We start from the raw sequence: 19,474 nt of genomic DNA, 5'->3' as shown, positions 1-19,474 counted from the left end.
AGCTGAAAATAAAGCCAGAGAATAGCAAACAATTTCCAGCGCAAGTGACCGCTCCCGATGGATCTTCTATACCGTATGGTTGTTACCAATTTCTGAACATATCGCAAAAGCTGTACCGATGGGTGATAGGCGGGCGCAGGTTCCTTGACTTGGCTGATTGTCTGTCTTCAATCGCGAGACGAATTGGGTGGAAGGGGACGGAATGGTCGAGGCAGGTGTAAAGCTCGAAGAAAGCTGGAAGCTGGCCCTATCGGCCGAGTTCGCCGACCCCTATATGAGCCAGCTCAGGGCTTTTCTTGTCGAGGAAAAGCAGCGCGGCAAGACCATCTTTCCGCGCGGTCCCGAATATTTCCGCGCGCTGGATTTGACGCCGCTTTCCGAGGTCAAGGTGGTGATCCTCGGGCAGGATCCCTATCACGGGGCGGGGCAGGCGCATGGGCTGTGCTTCAGCGTCCGGCCGGGCGTGCGCATCCCGCCCTCGTTGGTCAATATCTACAAGGAGATGCAGAGCGATCTCGGCATTGCCCCGGCGCGCCACGGCTTTCTTGAAAGCTGGGCGAGCCAGGGCGTGCTGCTTTTAAACAGCGTCTTGACGGTGGAGGAGGCGCGCGCGGCCTCGCACCAGGGCAAGGGTTGGGAGCGCTTCACCGATGCCGTCATCCGCACCGTCAACGACGAGTGCGACGCGGTGGTCTTCATGCTGTGGGGCTCCTACGCACAGAAGAAAGCGGCCTTCGTCGACACCACCCGCCACCTTGTGCTGAAGGCTCCGCATCCTTCGCCGCTATCGGCCCACAACGGCTTTCTGGGTTGCGGGCACTTTTCCAAGGCCAACGCCTTCCTCCAGTCCCGCGGTCGGGCGCCGATCGACTGGGCGCTGCCGGATGCTCTTCAGCGGGAAGGTTGATCCCACGGATTGACGACCGGAACGCCCGTATCGTCGAAATCGCCGACATTGCGGGTGACGACGATAAGCTCGTGGACGATCGCGGTGGCGGCGATCAACCCATCCGCATCTCCGCGCGGCCGGATTGCAGCCACGCGTCCCCATTCGATCGCGACCCGGTCGGTGATCGGCAATATGCGGTCGCGATGATCCTGACGCAGCTCGCGGAGCCACTCCTCCAGATGCGATGCCGCACGGGGATCCGACTTCCGCTTGAGCGCGATCCCGCGCATGATCTCACCAAGAGTAACGACGCTCAGATATACGCTTTGGGGATCGACGGAGCGCAGCCAGGATAGTGCCTCCCTGCTTCCGCGCCGCGCCTCTGAAATGACGTTGGTGTCGAGGAGATACATCAGAACAGGACGTCACGGCTCGGCGCTTTGCTGCGCGCGGCAACGGCTTCGGCGAGCTCGTCATCCCAGGCCGGCCCTGACAACAGGGCGTCCACCAAGCTCGCCCTTCCGGCCAGCAAAGCGTCGTAGTCATTGGCCGACAATACCACCGCGGCGCGTTCGCCGCGCAGCGTCACGATCTGCGGACCTTCGTCACGTGCCTTTTGCACCACTTTCGAGAATCGGTTCTTGGCGTCTTGCAATTGCCATTCCATCGAGATCTCCTAGCTAGACTGTCTAGATATAGTTTAGCTCGCTTGGCATGCAACATCCTTTTTTCGGCTGCGCGCCGTGAACAATCATTATCGTTGTTCAAGAATTGAAGACAATGCGTTTGGACTATCGGCACTATCGCTTCGGCGCTCGCGAGGCCATTTTCACGCTCATGGAAACGCCCGGTTCGCCGGGCAGAAAAGGGGTTTGAAATGCTCGATCAGATCAAGGGCCTGCATCACGTCACCTCGATGGCGGAGAACGCTCGCACCAACAACCGTTTCTTCACCCACACGCTCGGCCTGCGCCGCGTGAAGAAGACCGTCAATTTCGACGCACCCGACGTCTACCACCTCTACTATGGCGACGAGATCGGCACGCCTGGTTCGGTCATGACCTATTTCCCGTTCCCGAAGATGGCCAAGGGGCGGCCAGGCACCGGCGAGGTCGGAACGACGGTGTTCTCCGTGCCGGAAGGCGCGCTCGGCTACTGGACGAGCCGGCTTGCGCTTCAGGGCGTCGACGGTCTGAAGGAGGATCAATCCTTCGGCCAGAAGCGTCTGCATTTCGCCGGCCCCGACGGCGATGGTTTCGCGCTGGTGGAGGTCAAGAACGACGTCCGCGAGCCCTGGACCCACGGCGGCGTCGATGCCGAAAACGCCATCCGCGGCTTCCACTCCGTCGGCCTGCGGCTGCGCGACGAGGGCGCGACGGATGAGCTTCTGAAATATATGGGCTACGAAGTCGTCGACACCCACGACGGTGTCAAGCGGCTCGCCGTGCCCGGCGGCAATGGTGCTGACTTCGTCGATCTGGAAACCATGCCGAGCATCGGTCGTGCGCTTCCTGGCGCCGGCTCCGTGCATCACGTGGCCTTTGCAGTCGAAAACCGCGAAAAGCAGCTCGAGGTCCGCAAGGCCCTGATGGACACCGGCTACCAGGTGACGCCCGTCATCGACCGCGACTACTTCTGGGCGATCTATTTCCGCACGCCTGGCGGCGTGCTCTTTGAGATCGCCACGAACGAACCGGGCTTCAACCGCGATGAGGATACCGCCCATCTCGGCGAAGCGTTGCAGCTGCCACAGCAGCATCAGCACCTGCGGGCGCTGCTGGAACAGCACCTCGAGCCGCTGGAAGGCTAAGGAGAACGTTATGACCGACAATACGTATGTGCACCGGCTGCGCGCCGGTGCACCGGGAAAGCCGATCTTCTTCGTCTTCCACGGTACCGGCGGCGACGAGAACCAGTTCTTCGATTTCGCGACCCGTCTCCTGCCGGAGGCGACCGTCGTCTCACCGCGCGGCGATGTATCGGAATATGGCGCAGCCCGCTTCTTTCGCCGCACGGGCGAGGGGGTCTACGACATGGCCGATCTCGCCCGCGCGACGGAAAAGATGGCAAGCTACGTCAAGACGCTCGCCGCCGAACACGGCGCGGACCGGATCATCGGCCTCGGCTTCTCGAACGGCGCGAATATTCTCGCCAACGTCTTGATCGAGAAGGGGATATTCGACGCCGCTGTGTTGATGCACCCCCTCATTCCGTTCAAACCGCGCGACAATGCGGCGCTGGCGGGACGCAAGGTGTTGATCACAGCCGGCGAGCGCGATCCGATAGCGCCGGTGGCGCTGACGCGGGGGCTTGCGGACTATTTCGTTGGTCAGAACGCTGAAGTGACGCAGGAATGGCACCCGGGCGGTCACGATATCCGCCCGAACGAGATCGACGCCGTTCGCAACCTCCTTGCCGCATATGCCTGAGTGATCAGCAGACGGCGCGCCGCTTGGTGCGCCGTCTGCTCGCCATTGTGGGTCTTCACGTAGCTTGCTAATGGTCTACCCTTCAAACGATGGAGGGGATTCGCCGTGACGCTCGCCGAGCAGAAACAATATCGCGTGGGTGTCATTTACGTGACGTTGTCGGCGCTTGCGTGGTCGCTTTCCGGCGTTTTCGTGCGGCTGATCCACGCGGATCTGATGACGATCCTCTTCTATCGCGGCATCGTATCGGGCTGCGGTGTTATGCTGCTCTTTCTCTATATCGAACGCGGGCGTGCCTTTGCGATCATTCGCGCCATGCGGGGGCCATCGCTGGCGGCAACGATCTTGTCCTCCGCGTCGATGATCAGCGGTATCGGGTCGATCTATTATGCCTCCGTCGCCGACGCGATGGTGATTTACGCCACGGTTCCCTTCGTCACCGCCGGCGTTGCTTACCTCTTCATCGGAGAGCGCCCGAGCCTGACGACGCTCGGCGCAAGCGTGCTGTCGCTCGGCGGTGTGATCGTCATGCTCGGCGGCGAAAGCGGTGGCGGCGGCGATTGGCTCGGCAAGGCGCTTGCGGGCTTCATGGTGCTGACCGTGGCCGGGCTTGTCGTGGTGATGCGCAAGCATCGCGATGTCCCCATGCTACCGGCCATGGCGGCCTCCGCGTGGCTCTGCTCGCTCGTCACGGTCTGGTTCGCGTCGGCAGCGACGATTTCGGGCGCGGACATCGGGCTGATCATCGCCTTCGGCCTTGTTCAGAATGCGCTTGGGCTCAGCCTCTATACCTTCGGCTCGCGCCTGATCCCGGCTGCCGATGCGAGCCTCCTGACCGCGCTCGAAGTACCTTTGACCGCCTTGTGGGTATGGGTGTTCCTCGGCGAGGCACCTGCGCAAGCCACCCTCATCGGCGGGATCATCGTGTTGATCGCGCTGTTCGGCCATATCATTCTCGAAGTTCGCAGGAACCGCGTCACGGTGGCTATCGTCTGAGCGCTTGCTTTGGAGGACTGGTTGACAACAAAATTATATTGTCTGTAGAAATAATAGAAAATATTGTCGGAACCCGGATTTCATTGGAAAATGCCGACGCTTGAGGGTTTCGGCATAATAGTTTAAGCTTCGACTAAATTAACGGTCGAATGGAAACTCTAGCGATGACCATCAAGACGTCGGCGGCGATCGAAAATTCCATCCCCTTGGGAGATGCGGAGACCGTGCGGTTTGAGTTTCGCGACGCGATGTCCCGCATGGCCGCCGCCGTCAATATCGTCACCACCGATGGTCCCGCCGGCCGCGCGGGCTTTGCCGCGACGGCTGTCTGCAGCGTCAGCGACAGTCCTCCGACCTTGCTCGTCTGCCTCAATCGCGGCGCTTCCGTGCACCGGGCCGTGACGGCGAACGGCGTGCTTTGTGTCAACGTCCTGGCGGAGCGCCATCAGAATCTGTCACGCCTCTTCGGCGGTAAGACGCCTGCCGACGAGCGGTTCGCCGCGGCCAAATGGCTGGCGCTCTCCACGGGCTCGCCGGTTCTCGAAGATGCCCTCGTCTCGTTCGACTGCCGCATCGTCCACCGCGCCGACGGCGGCACGCACGACGTGCTGATGTGCGAGGTGGATGCGATCCGCCGCCGCGACGGCGGGCAGGGCCTTGTCTATTTCGACCGCAGCTACCATCCCGCCGGCTGACAGCGGGGCGAGGGCCGAAGTCGGCCCCGAGATCACCGCGAGTTCAATAGTGCTCCTGGTACCACTCGACGAAGCGGCGAACGCCTTCTTCAACCTCCATATCAGGCTTGAAGCCTGTCAAGGCGACCAGAAGGCTCGGATCGGCGAATGTGCGATGGACGTCGCCGGGCTGCATCGGAAGCATCTTGCGGATCGCGGGCTTTCCGACCAAGGCCTCGATGGTTTCGACGAAGTGCATCAGTTCGACCGGCTGGCCGCCGCCGATGTTGACGACGCGGAAAGGCGCGTTGCGCGAAAGCGTGTCGATCGTCGCCTCCGACTGCACGCGGTTTTCCTCCGACGGTACGACGCCGATCAGCCGCACGATGCCTTCCACGAGATCGTCGATATAGGTGAAGTCGCGGCTCATCCGGCCTTCGCCGTAGATCTCGATCGGCCGGTCGTTGCGGATCGCGTCGACGAACTTGAAGAGCGCCATGTCGGGGCGGCCCCAGGGGCCGTAGACGGTGAAGAAGCGGAACGCCGTGGTCGGCACATGGAAGAGGTGGGCATAGCTGTGCGCCATCAGTTCCATGGACTTCTTGGTCGCCGCGTAGATCGTCATCTGCTCGTCGGCCTTGTCGCTTTCGGCAAACGGCATCTTCTCGTTCGCGCCGTATACCGAGGAGGTGGAGGCGAGCAGCAGGTGCCTGGGCTGGAGCTCTCGGGCAAGCTCCAGAATATTGAACGAGCCGATGAGGTTGGAATCCACGTATGAGCGTGGGTTTTCCAGGCTGTAACGCACGCCGGCCTGTGCGGCGAGGTGCACGATGACGTCAGGTTCGGCAAGTTCTGCAGCCCGGTCGAGCGCAGACTTGTCCTCCAGCATCGCCGTCACGGCCTTGAAGCCGTTCGAGCGCTGAAGGATCGCATGGCGCTTCTCCTTCAGTGCAACGTCGTAATAAGGGGTCATGCCGTCGAAGCCGACGACGAAATGCCCGTCGTCGAGAAGGCGCTTGGCGAGATGAAAGCCGATGAAGCCGGCGGTCCCGGTGATCAGGTAGCGCATGCTCAGGTTTTCTCCGCCAAATCGGGGCGGCCTATCGACGTGTAGTGGAAGCCGTGGCGGACGATTTCGTCGTGGCGGTAGATGTTGCGGAGATCGACGAGGATAGGATTGGCCATGATCTTCTTCAATCGTGCCATGTCGAGCGCGCGGAACTGGTTCCACTCCGTTACGATGACCAGCGCGTCGGCGCCGTCGGCTGCGGCATAGGCATCCTTGGCATAGACGATGTCGTCGATGACGGTGGTCGCGTTCTCCATGCCTTCGGGATCGTAGCCTACCACGTTTGCCCCGCCGTCCTGCAAGGTGCGGATGATGGAGATTGCGGGACTGTCGCGCATATCGTCGGTGTTCGGCTTGAAGGTCAGGCCAAGCACGGCGATCTTCTTGCCGCGCACTTCACCGCCAACCGCCGCGATCACCTTGCGGCCCATCGCGCGCTTGCGGTTGTCGTTGATGGAAATCGTGGTTTCGATCAGCCTGAGCGGGCTGTCATGGTCCTGGGCGGTCTTGGCGAGCGCGAGCGTGTCCTTGGGGAAGCAGGAGCCGCCGTAACCGGGGCCTGCATGCAGGAACTTCGCCCCGATGCGACCGTCGAGGCCGATGCCGCGTGAAACCTCCTGCACGTTTGCGCCCACCTTTTCGCAGAGGTCGGCGACCTCGTTGATGAAGGTAATCTTCATCGCCAGAAACGCGTTGGCTGCATATTTGATGAGTTCGGACGTGCGACGCTCGGTGAAGAGCAGCGGCGCCTGGTTAAGATAGAGCGGCCGATAGACCTCGGTCATCACCTCGCGCGCACGGTCGTCGCTGATGCCGATGACGATGCGGTCGGGACGCTTGAAATCTTCGATGGCCGCACCCTCGCGCAGAAACTCGGGGTTGGAAACGACGGCCACATCGGCCTCAGGGTTCGTGTCGCGGATGATGCGTTCTACCTCGTCACCAGTGCCGACCGGCACCGTCGACTTCGTCACGATGAGCGTGAAGCCTTTGACATGCGCCGCGATTTCGCGCGCCGCCGCATAGACATAGGAGAGGTCCGCATGACCGTCGCCGCGTCGCGACGGGGTGCCGACCGCAATGAAGACGACATCGCTGTCGGCCACGCTCGTTTCGACATCCGTCGAAAACGACAGCCGACCGGCCTTGACGTTTGTCGCGACCAACTGCTCCAACCCCGGCTCGTAGATGGGCATCACGCCTTTGCGCAGCGCTTCGATCTTGCCGGCGTCCTTGTCGACGCAAACGACATCGTGGCCGAAGTCGGCAAAGCAGACTCCCGACACAAGTCCAACGTAACCGGAGCCGATCATCGTAACTTTCATAGAAACTGTCCTTCGCTTGGGGATTGGGACGGGGTGCCGCTTCTGCTGGCGGACCGAACGGGCTTATATACGTTGTCGGCTGCAGCGCAAATATGACGTCTACCATCACACGTCGCGCTTTCCCTCGACCGCAGTGCTTTGGAAAGCGACGAATGGCCATGCAAAAAGCTGAATCTGTTGGGATAACAGGGTCGCTTTCCGGAAAACAAAGTTTTATAGATGCGCGGGTTTGTGCAAGGCGCAGCGGATGCGCAAGAGGCAGGATTGAGATAAATGACGAACGTAGTCGTGATCGGTTCCCAATGGGGCGACGAAGGCAAAGGCAAGATTGTCGATTGGCTTTCGGAGCGTGCGGACGTCATCGTCCGTTTCCAGGGAGGTCACAACGCCGGTCATACGCTAGTCGTTGACGGTGTCAGTTACAAGCTGGCGCTTCTGCCCTCCGGTCTCGTGCGCGGCAAGCTGAGCCTCATCGGCAACGGCGTCGTCGTCGATCCGCATCATTTCGTCGCCGAAGTTGAGAAGCTGCGAGCCCAGGGCGTCGCCGTTACGCCAGACGTTCTGCGCATAGCCGACAACGCGCCGCTCATTCTCTCGCTTCACCGCGACCTTGACGGGCTGCGCGAAGACGCCGCCTCCAACAACGGCACGAAGATCGGCACCACGCGGCGCGGCATTGGCCCGGCCTACGAGGACAAGGTCGGCCGCCGCGCCATCCGCGTCGTCGATCTGGCGGAACCCGATACGCTGCCTGCCAAGATCGACCGGCTTCTTACCCACCATAATGCGCTTCGCCGCGGCATGGGGCTTGAGGAAATCTCTTTCGATGCCCTGCATCAGGAATTGACCTCGGTGGCGCAGTACATCCTTCCCTATGTCGACAGGGTCTGGAAAGTGCTCGACGACCACCGCAAAGCCGGTTCGCGCATCCTCTTCGAGGGCGCGCAGGGCTCGCTTCTGGACAACGACCACGGCACCTATCCCTTCGTCACCTCGTCGAACACGGTGGCGGGGCAGGCGGCGGCCGGTTCCGGCCTCGGCCCGACGGCGATCGGATATGTGCTCGGCATCACCAAGGCTTATACGACCCGCGTCGGCGAAGGGCCGTTCCCCTGCGAGCTGCACGACGAGATCGGCAAGCACCTTTCGACCGTCGGCCGCGAAGTCGGCGTCAACACCGGGCGTCCTCGGCGCTGCGGCTGGTTCGACGCCGCACTCGTGCGCCAGTCGGTAGCGACCAACGGCATTACCGGTATCGCGCTCACCAAGCTCGATGTGCTCGACGGCCTCGACGAGTTGAAGATCTGCGTCGGCTACAAGCTCGACGGCGTCGAGATCGATTATCTCCCGGCAAGCCAGGCGGCCCAGGCGAGGGTCGAGCCGATCTACATCACGCTGGAAGGCTGGAAGGAATCGACCGTCGGTGCCCGCAAGTGGGCGGATCTTCCGGCGCAGGCAATCAAATATGTGCGCCAGGTCGAGGAACTGATCGGTGCGCCCGTGGCGCTGCTTTCCACCAGCCCCGAGCGCGAGGACACTATACTTGTGACTGATCCGTTTGAGGATTAATGTCGCGAACCAACGATAAATCCTTGTCCGGCGCCGCGTTGGACAGCATGAGAAAGTACTGATGGCGGATTTTGTAGCAGTCATTCGGCGGGCCGTTGACGGCCTGTCCGAGAACACGCCCGAAATGCGGGTCAAGGTCTATGAACGGGCCCGAGGTGCGGTGCAGCGCCAGCTTGAGAATATGAAGCCGCGCCCGCCGGAAGACATGCTGCGCCGTCAACTCGACAAGCTGGACGCAGCGATCCGGGAAGTGGAGCGCGAGCATTCGGAGGCTTTGGCGCCCGAGGACGCAGTGGTCGCGGGCGCCGCGGTCGTCGCACATCAAGAGCTTGCGCCTGAACCCGAGGCTGTCCCGGCCGAACCCGAGGCCACGCCGACCGAACCAGAGGTGGTGCGGGCCGAGACCTATGCCGAGCCTGTGGAGCATCCCGCGGCTCAGGCGCCTGCCTATGAGCCCGAATCGGAACCGGAGCTCGAGCGCGAGCCGGAGGTTGCCCAGGTCGATCCCGGCCATCCATATGAAGCCGAAGCGCCGTTCGTCGAGCACGAGGTTCATCCGGCAGAGCAGCAGCCCGATGAGGAGCCCGCCGCACCGGTGGTGGCGCCGGACTGGCATCAGCCCGTCGATGAGGACGTTGCCGAGCCTTGGCAGGCCGCCGAAACCGAGCGGAAGCTGGAAGAAGATCACGAAGCCTGGGCGGATCAGGCGGCCGAACCGGTCGCCGCCCACCGGGACGACCTTGACGAGCCGGCCCAGGAAGAGTGGCCTCAGCAGACGCCCGCGACGTTTAAATACGCCGTGGACGAAGACAAGGCACGTCTGAGCGAACTTCTGCCCGACGCTGCAGCCACCGTCGAAGGCGAGCGCTTCGTCGAGGAGGTTCGCGCCGAGCCGATCAGCGCCGATGGCGCCGGACAGTTCGGCGACGTCTGGCCGGAGACGATTCGGACCGGCGAGGCCGCGGCCAAGATGCCGTCGGCGGTCGAGGCCCTCTCCTGGGACGCCAACGCCTTCGATGACTTGCCGCCCGTTCCGCCGCGCAAGGCCACGAAGCCAGTGCCGCTCGACAATTACGACGATGTCGATCTCTTCGCCGACGTCCATGGCGCGCCCGCAACACTCGCGCCGAAGGACGATACGCCGGGCGAGGGGTGGCGCGAACTCAAGGAGCTCGCCGGCTACGATACGGCCGCCAACGAAAATGGTGGTGACCGCCCGTCCATCCCGCCGGATCTCGACCAGGCGATGGTTCAAAAGCTGCAGGGCAAGAACTTCCGCGTAGAGCCGAAGCGGAAACGCTTCAGCCTCGGCAAGGCGCTGATCGCTGTCGCCGCGCTCGCTCTTGTCGCCGGCGGGGGCTATCTTGCCTGGCTCAATCGCGGAGCGCTCAACGAAATGGTGACTGGGCTCGTCACCTCCGCGCCGAAGACTGCGACCGTCGCCGACAAGCCGAAGCTGACAGAGCAGCAACAGTCAGAGGCCGCCCTGACGCCGACGCCGTCGAGCGCCGGCCCGGCCGTTGTCCAGAAACCAGCCGAGAACGTCACCGATGTCGCCTCGGCCGGTGGCGCCGAAAGCGTCGTGAACGACAAGTTCACGCAGCGGCTGCTCGCAAACGGCAGCGAAGTCGATGACGGTCCGGCTGCGGTTCCGGGCCAGGCTGTCACAGAAGGCAAGTCCGTCGCCGAACAAAACGTCGCCGCGGCTGCCGGCCCCGCGCCCGCTGCCGCCGCCGCTCCAGTCGTCTCCGATGCACCGGCGGCAACCACTGCTACACCGAACGGCCCGAGCAGCGTCCCTCCGGCACCGCAGCCGGCGGCGACCCAGCAGGCAGCCGTGATCGGTGCGCCGGAAAAGATGTTCCTCTACGAGGAACGGCTGGGCCAGACCTCGCCGACCGCGATCGAAGGGACCGTCACCTGGTCCGTGCAAGAGGAGAAGGGTGAGAACGGCCTTCCGCAGCCGACCGTGCAGGGCAATATCTCCGTGCCCGAGCGTGGCCTGACCGCGATCATCACCTTCAAGCGCAACACCGACGCCTCGCTGCCTGCGAGCCATCTGGTGGAGCTGGTCTTCTCCGTTCCGCCGAATTTTGAAGGCGGCGCCATCGACAGCGTTCAGCGCATCGCCATGAAGGCTACCGAGCAGGATCGCGGCGATGCCCTGATCGCGGTACCGGCGAAGATCACCGACGATTTCCATATGGTGGCGCTCAACGATTTCCCGGATGCGCGCAAGACCAATCTCGATCTCCTGAAGACGCGGGGCTGGATCGACATTCCGATCACCTACCGCAACGGCCGTCGCGCCCTCTTGACCCTGAGCAAGGGTACGACCGGGACCGACGCGTTCAACAAGGTGATCGGCCAGTGGGCCGCCCTGGGCGACGTGTCGAGCAGCCAGTAAGCCTCGACGTCACTGATGCAAAAAAAGCGGGCCGCAACTTAGTTGCGGCCCGCTTCTTTATGTTTGAACGGCAAAATGCAGCAGTGTTACGCCGTGCCTTCCACCACCCGCAGCGCCTTGGCGCGTTCGAGCGCATCCTTGCGTACGGCCTCCTGGACCTTTTCGAAGGCGCGGACTTCGATCTGGCGGACGCGCTCGCGGCTGATGTCGAACTCGGCCGACAGGTCCTCGAGCGTGACGGGCTCTTCCGCAAGCCGGCGGGCTTCGAAGATGCGGCGTTCGCGGTCGTTGAGGACGGCCATGGCGCGCCCCAGCATGCGCCGGCGCGTCTCCAGTTCGTCCTGCTCGATCAGCACGGCTTCCTGGCTTTCATGGTCGTCCACCAGCCAATCCTGCCACTGGCCGGAATCGCCTTCGGATGCCTTGATCGGCGCATTCAGCGACGCATCGCCGGAAAGCCGGCGGTTCATCGAAATCACTTCCTCTTCCGAGACCTTCAGTTTGGTGGCGATTTCGGCCACCTGGTCCGGCTTCAGATCGCCTTCTTCAATCGCCTGGATCCGGCCCTTCAGCCGGCGCAGGTTGAAGAACAGCCGCTTCTGATTGGCGGTCGTGCCCATCTTCACCAGCGACCATGAGCGCAGGATGTATTCCTGGATCGAGGCCTTGATCCACCACATGGCATAGGTCGCCAGGCGGAAGCCGCGTTCCGGGTCGAATTTCTTGACGGCCTGCATCAGGCCGACGTTACCTTCCGACACAACTTCGCCGATCGGCAGGCCATAGCCGCGGTAACCCATGGCGATCTTGGCCACGAGACGCAGATGGCTGGTGACGAGCTTGTGCGCCGCCGGACGATCGCCATGCTCGGCATAGCGTTTGGCGAGCATGTATTCTTCCTGCGGTTCCAGCATGGGGAACTTGCGAATTTCGTCGAGATAACGGTTGAGACCGGCTTCGCCGGCGGCAATGCTGGGTAACTGGGCCATAAGAGCACCATCCTCGTAAAAGATCTGGCCCCTTCAACCGGGTAATTCCCGGCGTCCCGAAGCGGGCCAACCCATGCGGGTCGTCAGACCCCGCAATAAGTCCATATACAAATAAGTACGGCAAAATAGGGATTCAAGGACGCCGCAATCTTTCTGGCGGCGAATTTCTTTCGTCGTCGACCGTGGAGCTTCAGCTCCGGTGTTTCCCCACCCTCGCATTGCCGGCATTGCCCGCAACGGGATACGCTTCATGGAAACGCCTATGTATATTCATCATAGGCCTCAATCGGCTGCGCGTCCACCATGTAGACGCTCCGTCGGTTGGGTTGACGTCGCGTCAGGCGCGGAGCGCCGCGGCGAGTTCCTTCATGTCGTCCGGCAGCGGTGACTCGAAGTGCATCACTTCGCCGCTGCGCGGATGCTCGAACTGCAGGAGATAGGCATGAAGCGCCTGGCGAGGGAATCGGTTCACGACCTTCTTCGCCGCTTCCGGCAGAAGATTGGCCTTCGTCTTGAAGCCTGCGCCATAGACGACGTCGCCGAGCAGCGGATGGCCGATATGGGCCATATGGACGCGAATCTGGTGGGTGCGGCCGGTTTCGAGACGGCAGTCGATGAGGGAGGCGAGCGCGGTCGCGTCCGGGTTTTCATGGAAACGTTCCAGCACCTGGTAGTGCGTGACCGCTTCGTCGGCATCGTGGCTGTCGGAGCGCTTGACGGCGCGCCGGGTGCGGTCGCCGGTGGAGCGGCCGAGTGCTGCATCGATCGTGCCAACGAGCTGGCTCGGGCGGCCCCAGACGATGGCCTGGTAGGCGCGCTCCAGCGGCATGGTGCGGCCGTGATCGGCAAACTGCTGCGACAGGTGGCGATGCGCCACGTCGTTCTTGGCGACGACCATGACGCCCGTCGTATCCTTGTCGAGCCGATGGACGATGCCGGGGCGGCGCACGCCGCCGATGCCGGAGAGGCTGGCGCCGCAATGGTAAATGAGCGCGTTGACGAGCGTGCCGGTCCAATTGCCGGCAGCCGGATGTACGACGAGGCCCGCCGGCTTGGAAATCACGATGAGATCGTCGTCCTCAAAAAGCACGTCGAGGGGGATATTCTCGCCCTTCGGCGTCGGATCCTCCGGCTCGGGCAGCGTAATCTGATAGGAGTCGCCTGGGCGCACTTTGCGTTGCGGGTCGGTGATGGGCACACCGTTCAAGAGCACGGCGCCTTCCTTGACCAGCGCCTTGATCCTGCTGCGGGAGAAATCCTCTCCGACCTTCGCCGTCAACCACGCGTCGAGCCGCCCCTCGGCAGTTTCGTCGGCGGTTAGGACTTTTCTAATGCCCGCGGCTTCTTTAAAGGGGTCGCTCAAACTTTTCTCCGGCGCTCACAGCATTAAGGACGCATCGATGACGAATTTCGAGCCTGCCGATCAGGAGGACAAGCCCCTCGATCCGGCCCTGGAAAGTGTTCGGCGCAAGATGATCCGTCTGCAGATCGTTTCGGTCGCCATCATGGTGGTGAGCCTTATGGCGGTCTTCGGCGCGGTTGTCTACAAGACGATGCGCCCCGCAGCCAAGCCGGCGTCGGCTGCAATTGCCGCCGGCATTCCCTCGGATCAGCCGGTCGCTGCGACCGCCGCCCTGCCGCAAGGCTTCACCGTGCAGTCGGTCGCTCTTTCCGGCAGCCAGGTGCTGTTCTACGGGACGACGAGCGCCGGACAGCGGCAGGCGATCGTCTTCGACTATGGCCTGAGCCGCATCGTCGCGACGATCTCGCTTCCGGCGAACTGACTTCGCCATGACAGGCTCCCGGCTGACCGCGATCGACAATCCAGACGATCCCCGGATCGCGGAATTCCGCAATATCCGCGAACGCGATCTGGTCGGCCGCGAAAACCGCTTCGTCGCCGAAGGTACAGTGGTGTTGCGTCTGCTCGCCGAGGCGCATGCGGCAAAGGGCCGCTTCCTTGCGGAAAAGGTGCTTCTGCTCAAGAACCGCGCGGCCGGTCTTGAGAGCATCATCGCAAGGTTTCCGAACGATGTGCCGATCTATGTCGCCGAGGCGCCGGTGATCGATGCAATAGTCGGATTTCATCTCCATCGCGGCGTGTTGGCAATCGGCAGGAGAGCGCCGCCGCCGTCGCTTGGCGACTTTCTCGATGCATTGCCCGAACAGGCGCTGGTGGCCGTCGGCGCCGGCATTTCGAACCACGACAACGTCGGCTCGATGTTCCGCAATGCCGGTGCCTTCGGTGCGGACGCCGTGCTCCTGGACGAAACCTGCTGCGACCCGCTCTATCGGAAATCCCTGCGCGTCTCCGTGGGCTCCGTGTTGACCACGCCCTACTGCCGCGAAGGGTCGGCGATCGATTTGCTTACAGCACTTGCTGCGCGCGGCTTTGCTGTCTGGAGCCTTTCGCCGCGCGGCGAGACCGACATACGCCAAATTCCGCCGTCAGCGCGCATGGCGCTTGTGGTGGGTACGGAAGGCGAGGGGCTTGCGCCATCCATCCTCTCCGCCTTCAAAAGCGCGCGCATTCCCCAGGCTCCCGGCCTCGATAGCCTGAATGCCGCAACGGCAACGGGGATCGCGCTTTTCGAAATGGCGGCGGCGACCGGCAGGATCTAGAGCAATTCAGGAAAAGTGTGACGCGGTTTTCCGTCCGGAATTGCGTAAAAACAAACAGATAGACCGTTTACGTGTTTCGAAGAGTTTCGAAGAAAACGGAAACGGTCTAGGCTAGCGTCAGCCTGCCGTCTTGTCGGAAATCAATTCCCTGGCGCGCTCGGCGAGGCTGAGGCGGCCCGCGTTGGCGGCCTTGCCTTCCTCGGCAAGGATGGCCGCAATCGGCGATGCTTCGCCTTCCCGCAGCGCCGTCAGCGCGACCATGGCAGCGGCGACGGTTGCGATTTCGTCTCGGACCGCCTGGTCATGGGCGGGCGATCGGACATTGAGAACGCGGTCCGACAGCGCTGTGGCGCGATTGCGGACATCATCGGCAAGTGCCACGATCTCGGTCTCTGTGTCGGGCGCTTGTTTCGCCGTCATGGTGGCGTTCTCCTCCTGATCGGCGTTCGGTAGAGCCGCCTCGGCGGCTGGCATCTTGCCATCATTGACCGGATTTGCCGGCGTGAGCCCCGCAGCGCGCAGCGTGCGGCCCACGTCCCTCGCTTCCGCGTTGGCGGATTTCAGCTTCTCCTTGAGGCGGGTCACGTCGCGCGTACGGCGCTCGATGATGGTTTCCTTGTCGGCGTTGCCGGCGATTTCGCGTCCGAGCTGGTCCTCCAGGCGCAGCGCACGGCTGAGTTCCTGTTCGAGCCGCATCTCGGCGTCCTTGGCGCGCTTGATGAGCAGGTTGACTTCCTGGCGCAGCGCGTCCCGCTCGTCCCTGAGCGCATTGGCGCGGGCCCGCGTGCTCTCGACTTCCGTATCGCGCGTCGCCAGATCGATTTTCATGTTGTCGACGTCGGACATGAACTTGGTCAGGCGCTTGCGCATTGTGTCGATATCGCCGTCTTTCTCTCCGGCGGTATGTTCGACGGTCTTGAGGCTCGATTTCAATTGGCTGATATAGGTCTCCTCACGGCGCAGCCGCGAGCGCAGATCTCCCGCCTCGACATTCATTTCGTCGATCTGGGCCTGCAGCGTGGCGTTCTCAATGGCGAGTTCGCCGGCCTTGCGCGTGAGCTCATTCTGGCGAAGCGTCAGTGCGATGGTTTTTTCCCGCTCCTGCGCCAGCACCTGTTCGGTCTTGGCATTCTCGGCCGCGTAGCGGGCGCGCGCCATATCTTTCTGCGCCCGCACTTCCTGCGGGCTCAGCGGCATCGTGGCTTTCAGGCGCTTTTCGGTAAACCATACGATGCGGCGATGCACAGCCGGAGCAATCAGGAAGACGAGAAAGGCGGCGGTCATGAAGCCCAAAGCGAACAGGAGAGCAAATTCAATCACAGCGTCGCCATCGTCTTGAAGTTGAGGTCAACCTTATATCAGTCTTAAAACATGTACGAAAAATACGGGCAAGTCTTTAAATGGGAGTAGTTGGCGGTCGGGCACGCCTGGCGCAGATTGCGGCGTGCCCGAGTTGGTTCAATCTCAGAATGGATTCCAGGTCGGCGAAGGCGTCATTTTCAGATAGCCGACATTGACGCCGAGCCGCGCGCCGAGACCGGTGCGGATCGGGACGATCACCACATTGTTGTTCTTCAGGACGGTCATGCCGACGCCGGCGACGACGAAGGCCTGGCCGCTGACACCGCCGTAGCGGGCATAGACGCTCTGGACAGTCGGCAGGTCGTAGACGAGCATCATGACGCGCGTTCCCTGGCCGCCATAGTCGATACCGAGGGATGGTCCCTGCCAGAACATCGAGTGCTCGCCGGCGTTTTTGGTATTGAGCTGGCCCTCGCCGTAGGTCAGGCCGGCGATGAAGGCGCCCGAACCCTCCTGGCCGAGGATATAGCCGTTCGGCAAGCCGTAACGTTCAAAGGCCGTTTCCACGACCTTGGCGAGGCCGCCGCTGGTCGAGCCGAAGAACGAATGACCGGCGTCGACGATTTCCTCTATCGTGTATTGGCCGCTATTGTTCGTCGCCGCTTGCGCATGGGCCGCGGGCAGCGCAAATCCGACAAGCGCAACGACAGCGGCGATAAGTCCGACGCCTGAAATTTTCCGCAGGATGTGATAGCGCATGGTGTCACCCGTTGATCATAGCCGGGCGATGGAGTTCGCCCCCGAGAATGTCCTATTTTGCCGTCATCGTCTTAACAATCGGTTTACCAAATATGGTGTCATTATGGCGCGCGGTACACCAGCCCGTGGCAACCCTCGCGCAAACTTGCTGTGGCATGCCTTCGCTTTCGCCTCGCTTCGCATCCAGGAGACAATGAATGTCGCAGAACGCCAATCTCACTCTGACCGGACCTGACCTAGCCGCGCTGCTGTGCAGCCGCGTCTGTCACGATGTCATCTCGCCGGTCGGCGCCATCAACAACGGGCTGGAACTGCTCGATGAGGGTGGGGCGGATGCCGATGCAATGGATCTTATCCGCACGAGCGCGCTCAATGCGTCCGTTCGCCTGAAATTCGCGCGCCTGGCCTTTGGCGCATCCGGCTCCGTCGGTGCTTCGATCGATACGGGAGAGGCGGAGCGGGCCGCCAAGGACTTCGCTCTCGCCGAAAAGAAGACGGAAGTCAGTTGGAACGGCCCGCGCGCCATCGTTCCCAAGAACCGCGTCAAGCTGCTTCTTAACCTCTTCCTCGTCGCTTACGGTTCCATTCCGCGCGGCGGCACCATCGACATCACACTGGAAAACCCGGAATTCGACGCGAAATTCAAGATCGTCGCCAAGGGGCGGCTGATGCGGGTGCCACCGAAGTTCGCGGAAATATGCGCGGGCACGATCGAAGAGGCGATCGATGCACACTCCATCCAGCCCTATTACACGGTGCTCCTGGCCCACGAGAGCGGCATGGAGCTGCAGCACACGGCAACCGGCGAAGAGATCGTCTATACGGCCGAGCTGAAGGCCTGAATGGCAGCGCTGCTGCCCTGGTCGGTATCGGGCGTGGTAACGGTTCGTTAAGGCGGGATCCCTATCCTTGCAACGCAAGGTCGCGTGCATCTGTCATTCGGTCGGGTGCCAAGGAGTGATTGATGCAGCGGTTAATGATTGCGGATGCATCTGATGTGGTTCGCAAGGTCGCCAGACGTATCCTCTCCGAACTGGGTTTTACCGTGACGGATTTCGCCGACGCGCAGGACGCGTTGGTCGGCTGCCTGACCGAACTTCCTGACTTTCTGATTGTCGACGCCGGCATGGCAGGAGCGCTCGAGCTCATCGCCGGCATTCGCGCGATGCCGGGCGGCAAGGCCGTCAGGATCTATTACTGCGTGATAGAGTCCGACCTGAAGAAATTGATGGCCGGCAAGCGCGCCGGCGCAACCGATTTCCTGCTGAAGCCCTTCAATCGCAAGATCTTGACCACCGTCTTTGGCAATTTCGCCGCGGCCGCCTGACGCGGCATAGTCCCCCAATCGCTACCTCAACCTGTTCGAGCCGTGCGGACGCGTTTCCGCAACGAAAAAATCCCGCCCCGGGAGAGGCGAGATTTTTTGATCAATCGGCTAAGGGGCGGGCGCTAGGCTTTAAGCGATTTCCGCGAGATCGTTGGTGTCGGGTTCGCGCAGCACGTAGCCACGGCCCCAGACCGTCTCGATGTAGTTGGCGCCGCCGGCAGCGTTTGCGAGCTTCTTGCGCAGCTTGCAGATGAAGACGTCGATGATCTTCAGTTCCGGTTCGTCCATGCCGCCATAGAGGTGGTTGAGGAACATTTCCTTGGTGAGCGTCGTACCCTTGCGGAGCGAAAGCAGCTCCAGCATCTGGTATTCCTTGCCGGTGAGGTGAACGCGCTGGCCGCCGACTTCGACCGTCTTGGCGTCGAGGTTGACGATCAGCTCGCCGGTCATGATGACCGACTGGGCGTGACCCTTGGAGCGGCGGACGATTGCGTGGATGCGGGCGACCAACTCGTCCTTATGGAAGGGCTTGGTCATGTAGTCGTCGGCGCCGAAGCCGAGCCCGCGGACCTTGTCTTCGATACCGGCCATGCCGGAGAGGATCAAAATCGGCGTCTTCACCTTCGAAAGCCTCAGCGTGCGAAGCACCTCGTAGCCGGACATGTCGGGCAGGTTGAGGTCGAGGAGAATGATGTCGTAGTCGTAGAGCTTTCCGAGATCCACGCCTTCCTCACCGAGATCGGTGGTGTAGACGTTGAAACTTTCGGATTTGAGCATCAGCTCGATGCTCTGCGCCGTTGCGCTGTCGTCTTCAATAAGTAGCACCCGCATATTAGTCCCCTTTACCGCCGCCGAAAGGTCGTCAGCCCCCTAACGCGACACCCCGAATCCACTGCCTGATTTGGAAGCTGCCACGGAATGGTTAACAAATTCTGATTCCCTCTGGCAAGCTGTATCGAAAATATTAAATAATTTTCGCATTTGCCTGTTTTCCAAAGTGAATAAGCAAGTCTGAACCCTCAGCTTTCACATTAGGAAATGCGGCTAACCGATTCATGTGACTCACCAAAGCACTAGTTGAGAATTCCGTTCGCGTCATTTACGGACCTTTAAAAGA

20 protein-coding genes are annotated in these 19,474 nt (G+C 61.9%); 11 read left to right on the top strand and 9 right to left on the bottom strand.

The features are described from left to right. The first annotated feature begins 202 nt into the window (after nucleotides 1–202). On the top strand, nucleotides 203–907 hold the full coding sequence (gene ung / locus AB4048_RS02845; RefSeq protein WP_442200395.1) for a uracil-DNA glycosylase: 705 nt from the start codon (nucleotides 203–205) through the stop codon (nucleotides 905–907). Here ung and AB4048_RS02840 read toward each other — a convergent pair. Together AB4048_RS02840 and AB4048_RS02835 are read right to left on the bottom strand one after the other, a co-directional pair. Continuing rightward, nucleotides 892–1,302, bottom strand: a complete 411-nt coding sequence (locus AB4048_RS02840) for a type II toxin-antitoxin system VapC family toxin (RefSeq protein ID WP_442200394.1) — start codon at nucleotides 1,300–1,302, stop codon at nucleotides 892–894. The two genes, ung and AB4048_RS02840, sit on opposite strands and share 16 nt — an antisense overlap. Next, the gene (locus AB4048_RS02835; protein ID WP_442200393.1) at nucleotides 1,302–1,556 is read right to left on the bottom strand and encodes a type II toxin-antitoxin system Phd/YefM family antitoxin; all 255 of its coding nucleotides are present in this window, start codon (nucleotides 1,554–1,556) and stop codon (nucleotides 1,302–1,304) included. The genes AB4048_RS02840 and AB4048_RS02835 overlap by 1 nt, the downstream gene beginning before the upstream one ends. A gap of 210 nt (nucleotides 1,557–1,766) precedes the next feature. Here AB4048_RS02835 and AB4048_RS02830 point away from each other — a divergent pair, with 210 nt between their 5' ends. From AB4048_RS02830 to rutF, 4 genes are all read left to right on the top strand, one after another. Further along, a complete protein-coding gene (locus tag AB4048_RS02830) occupies nucleotides 1,767–2,699 on the top strand; it encodes a VOC family protein (RefSeq protein WP_442200392.1) in 933 nt (310 codons plus the stop codon). Between the two features lie 10 nt (nucleotides 2,700–2,709). Beyond that, nucleotides 2,710–3,318: an alpha/beta hydrolase gene (locus AB4048_RS02825; RefSeq protein WP_442200391.1), complete on the top strand. Its 609-nt coding sequence runs from the start codon at nucleotides 2,710–2,712 to the stop codon at nucleotides 3,316–3,318. Nucleotides 3,319–3,423: 105 nt separating this feature from the next. After that, a complete protein-coding gene (locus AB4048_RS02820; RefSeq protein ID WP_442200390.1) occupies nucleotides 3,424–4,314 on the top strand; it encodes a DMT family transporter in 891 nt (296 codons plus the stop codon). 164 nt (nucleotides 4,315–4,478) lie between these two features. Continuing rightward, on the top strand, nucleotides 4,479–5,009 hold the full coding sequence (rutF, locus tag AB4048_RS02815; RefSeq protein WP_442200389.1) for an NADH-dependent FMN reductase RutF: 531 nt from the start codon (nucleotides 4,479–4,481) through the stop codon (nucleotides 5,007–5,009). 43 nt (nucleotides 5,010–5,052) lie between these two features. On the opposite strand, the gene AB4048_RS02810 is transcribed toward rutF, so the two are convergent. Next, on the bottom strand, nucleotides 5,053–6,057 hold the full coding sequence (locus tag AB4048_RS02810) for an NAD-dependent epimerase (RefSeq protein WP_442200388.1): 1,005 nt from the start codon (nucleotides 6,055–6,057) through the stop codon (nucleotides 5,053–5,055). 2 nt (nucleotides 6,058–6,059) lie between these two features. Then, the gene (locus tag AB4048_RS02805) at nucleotides 6,060–7,382 is read right to left on the bottom strand and encodes a UDP-glucose dehydrogenase family protein (RefSeq protein WP_442200387.1); all 1,323 of its coding nucleotides are present in this window, start codon (nucleotides 7,380–7,382) and stop codon (nucleotides 6,060–6,062) included. Nucleotides 7,383–7,655: 273 nt separating this feature from the next. Here AB4048_RS02805 and AB4048_RS02800 point away from each other — a divergent pair, with 273 nt between their 5' ends. Beyond that, nucleotides 7,656–8,951 carry an adenylosuccinate synthase gene (locus AB4048_RS02800; protein WP_442200386.1) on the top strand — a complete coding sequence of 432 codons (1,296 nt, stop codon included), beginning with the start codon at nucleotides 7,656–7,658 and terminating at the stop codon, nucleotides 8,949–8,951. A gap of 61 nt (nucleotides 8,952–9,012) precedes the next feature. Further along, nucleotides 9,013–11,358, top strand: coding sequence for a hypothetical protein (locus AB4048_RS02795; protein WP_442200385.1), 2,346 nt, complete (start codon nucleotides 9,013–9,015; stop codon nucleotides 11,356–11,358). 86 nt (nucleotides 11,359–11,444) lie between these two features. Here AB4048_RS02795 and rpoH read toward each other — a convergent pair whose 3' ends face one another. Next, nucleotides 11,445–12,347 (bottom strand): RNA polymerase sigma factor RpoH, encoded by a 903-nt coding sequence (rpoH, locus tag AB4048_RS02790; RefSeq protein WP_442200384.1) that lies wholly within the window; start codon nucleotides 12,345–12,347, stop codon nucleotides 11,445–11,447. A 337-nt stretch (nucleotides 12,348–12,684) separates the two neighbouring features. Further along, the gene (locus AB4048_RS02785; RefSeq protein WP_442200383.1) at nucleotides 12,685–13,710 is read right to left on the bottom strand and encodes an RluA family pseudouridine synthase; all 1,026 of its coding nucleotides are present in this window, start codon (nucleotides 13,708–13,710) and stop codon (nucleotides 12,685–12,687) included. 37 nt (nucleotides 13,711–13,747) lie between these two features. On the opposite strand from AB4048_RS02785, the gene AB4048_RS02780 reads away from it, so the two are divergent. Together AB4048_RS02780 and AB4048_RS02775 are read left to right on the top strand one after the other, a co-directional pair. Next, nucleotides 13,748–14,131 carry a hypothetical protein gene (locus AB4048_RS02780; RefSeq protein ID WP_442200382.1) on the top strand — a complete coding sequence of 128 codons (384 nt, stop codon included), beginning with the start codon at nucleotides 13,748–13,750 and terminating at the stop codon, nucleotides 14,129–14,131. Between the two features lie 7 nt (nucleotides 14,132–14,138). Then, nucleotides 14,139–14,969 carry a TrmH family RNA methyltransferase gene (locus tag AB4048_RS02775; RefSeq protein WP_442200381.1) on the top strand — a complete coding sequence of 277 codons (831 nt, stop codon included), beginning with the start codon at nucleotides 14,139–14,141 and terminating at the stop codon, nucleotides 14,967–14,969. A 117-nt stretch (nucleotides 14,970–15,086) separates the two neighbouring features. On the opposite strand, the gene AB4048_RS02770 is transcribed toward AB4048_RS02775, so the two are convergent. Together AB4048_RS02770 and AB4048_RS02765 are read right to left on the bottom strand one after the other, a co-directional pair. Beyond that, complete coding sequence (locus tag AB4048_RS02770) at nucleotides 15,087–16,289, bottom strand: hypothetical protein (RefSeq protein ID WP_442200380.1); 1,203 nt, start codon at nucleotides 16,287–16,289, stop codon at nucleotides 15,087–15,089. A 144-nt stretch (nucleotides 16,290–16,433) separates the two neighbouring features. Beyond that, on the bottom strand, nucleotides 16,434–17,030 hold the full coding sequence (locus AB4048_RS02765) for a DUF1134 domain-containing protein (RefSeq protein WP_442200379.1): 597 nt from the start codon (nucleotides 17,028–17,030) through the stop codon (nucleotides 16,434–16,436). A gap of 197 nt (nucleotides 17,031–17,227) precedes the next feature. Between AB4048_RS02765 and chpT the strand changes: the two genes are divergently transcribed. Continuing rightward, entirely contained in the window at nucleotides 17,228–17,872 is a 645-nt protein-coding gene (gene chpT / locus AB4048_RS02760) for a histidine phosphotransferase ChpT (protein ID WP_442200378.1), read from the top strand. Between the two features lie 122 nt (nucleotides 17,873–17,994). After that, on the top strand, nucleotides 17,995–18,357 hold the full coding sequence (locus AB4048_RS02755; protein ID WP_442200377.1) for a response regulator: 363 nt from the start codon (nucleotides 17,995–17,997) through the stop codon (nucleotides 18,355–18,357). A gap of 129 nt (nucleotides 18,358–18,486) precedes the next feature. On the opposite strand, the gene ctrA is transcribed toward AB4048_RS02755, so the two are convergent. Then, entirely contained in the window at nucleotides 18,487–19,188 is a 702-nt protein-coding gene (gene ctrA, locus AB4048_RS02750) for a response regulator transcription factor CtrA (protein WP_442200376.1), read from the bottom strand. Between the last annotated feature and the right edge of the window lie 286 nt (nucleotides 19,189–19,474).

This window comes from Rhizobium sp. RAF56 (assembly GCF_052113965.1).
In the GTDB taxonomy this organism is placed as follows: domain Bacteria; phylum Pseudomonadota; class Alphaproteobacteria; order Rhizobiales; family Rhizobiaceae; genus Rhizobium.
This window is presented reverse-complemented; position numbering and strand designations above follow the sequence as displayed.

Bases quoted from the DNA above. Each gene is read 5' to 3' on its own strand.
- chpT (WP_442200378.1), top strand. From the start codon at position 17,228: ATGTCGCAGAACGCCAATCTCACTCTGACCGGACCTGACCTAGCCGCG.
- AB4048_RS02825 (WP_442200391.1), top strand. From the start codon at position 2,710: ATGACCGACAATACGTATGTGCACCGGCTGCGCGCCGGTGCACCGGGA.
- ung (WP_442200395.1), top strand. From the start codon at position 203: ATGGTCGAGGCAGGTGTAAAGCTCGAAGAAAGCTGGAAGCTGGCCCTA.
- AB4048_RS02795 (WP_442200385.1), top strand. From the start codon at position 9,013: ATGGCGGATTTTGTAGCAGTCATTCGGCGGGCCGTTGACGGCCTGTCC.
- rpoH (WP_442200384.1), bottom strand. From the start codon at position 12,347: ATGGCCCAGTTACCCAGCATTGCCGCCGGCGAAGCCGGTCTCAACCGT.
- AB4048_RS02765 (WP_442200379.1), bottom strand. From the start codon at position 17,030: ATGCGCTATCACATCCTGCGGAAAATTTCAGGCGTCGGACTTATCGCC.
- ctrA (WP_442200376.1), bottom strand. From the start codon at position 19,188: ATGCGGGTGCTACTTATTGAAGACGACAGCGCAACGGCGCAGAGCATC.
- AB4048_RS02830 (WP_442200392.1), top strand. From the start codon at position 1,767: ATGCTCGATCAGATCAAGGGCCTGCATCACGTCACCTCGATGGCGGAG.
- AB4048_RS02755 (WP_442200377.1), top strand. From the start codon at position 17,995: ATGCAGCGGTTAATGATTGCGGATGCATCTGATGTGGTTCGCAAGGTC.
- AB4048_RS02805 (WP_442200387.1), bottom strand. From the start codon at position 7,382: ATGAAAGTTACGATGATCGGCTCCGGTTACGTTGGACTTGTGTCGGGA.
- AB4048_RS02800 (WP_442200386.1), top strand. From the start codon at position 7,656: ATGACGAACGTAGTCGTGATCGGTTCCCAATGGGGCGACGAAGGCAAA.
- AB4048_RS02835 (WP_442200393.1), bottom strand. From the start codon at position 1,556: ATGGAATGGCAATTGCAAGACGCCAAGAACCGATTCTCGAAAGTGGTG.
- AB4048_RS02810 (WP_442200388.1), bottom strand. From the start codon at position 6,057: ATGCGCTACCTGATCACCGGGACCGCCGGCTTCATCGGCTTTCATCTC.
- rutF (WP_442200389.1), top strand. From the start codon at position 4,479: ATGACCATCAAGACGTCGGCGGCGATCGAAAATTCCATCCCCTTGGGA.
- AB4048_RS02840 (WP_442200394.1), bottom strand. From the start codon at position 1,302: ATGTATCTCCTCGACACCAACGTCATTTCAGAGGCGCGGCGCGGAAGC.
- AB4048_RS02775 (WP_442200381.1), top strand. From the start codon at position 14,139: ATGACAGGCTCCCGGCTGACCGCGATCGACAATCCAGACGATCCCCGG.
- AB4048_RS02780 (WP_442200382.1), top strand. From the start codon at position 13,748: ATGACGAATTTCGAGCCTGCCGATCAGGAGGACAAGCCCCTCGATCCG.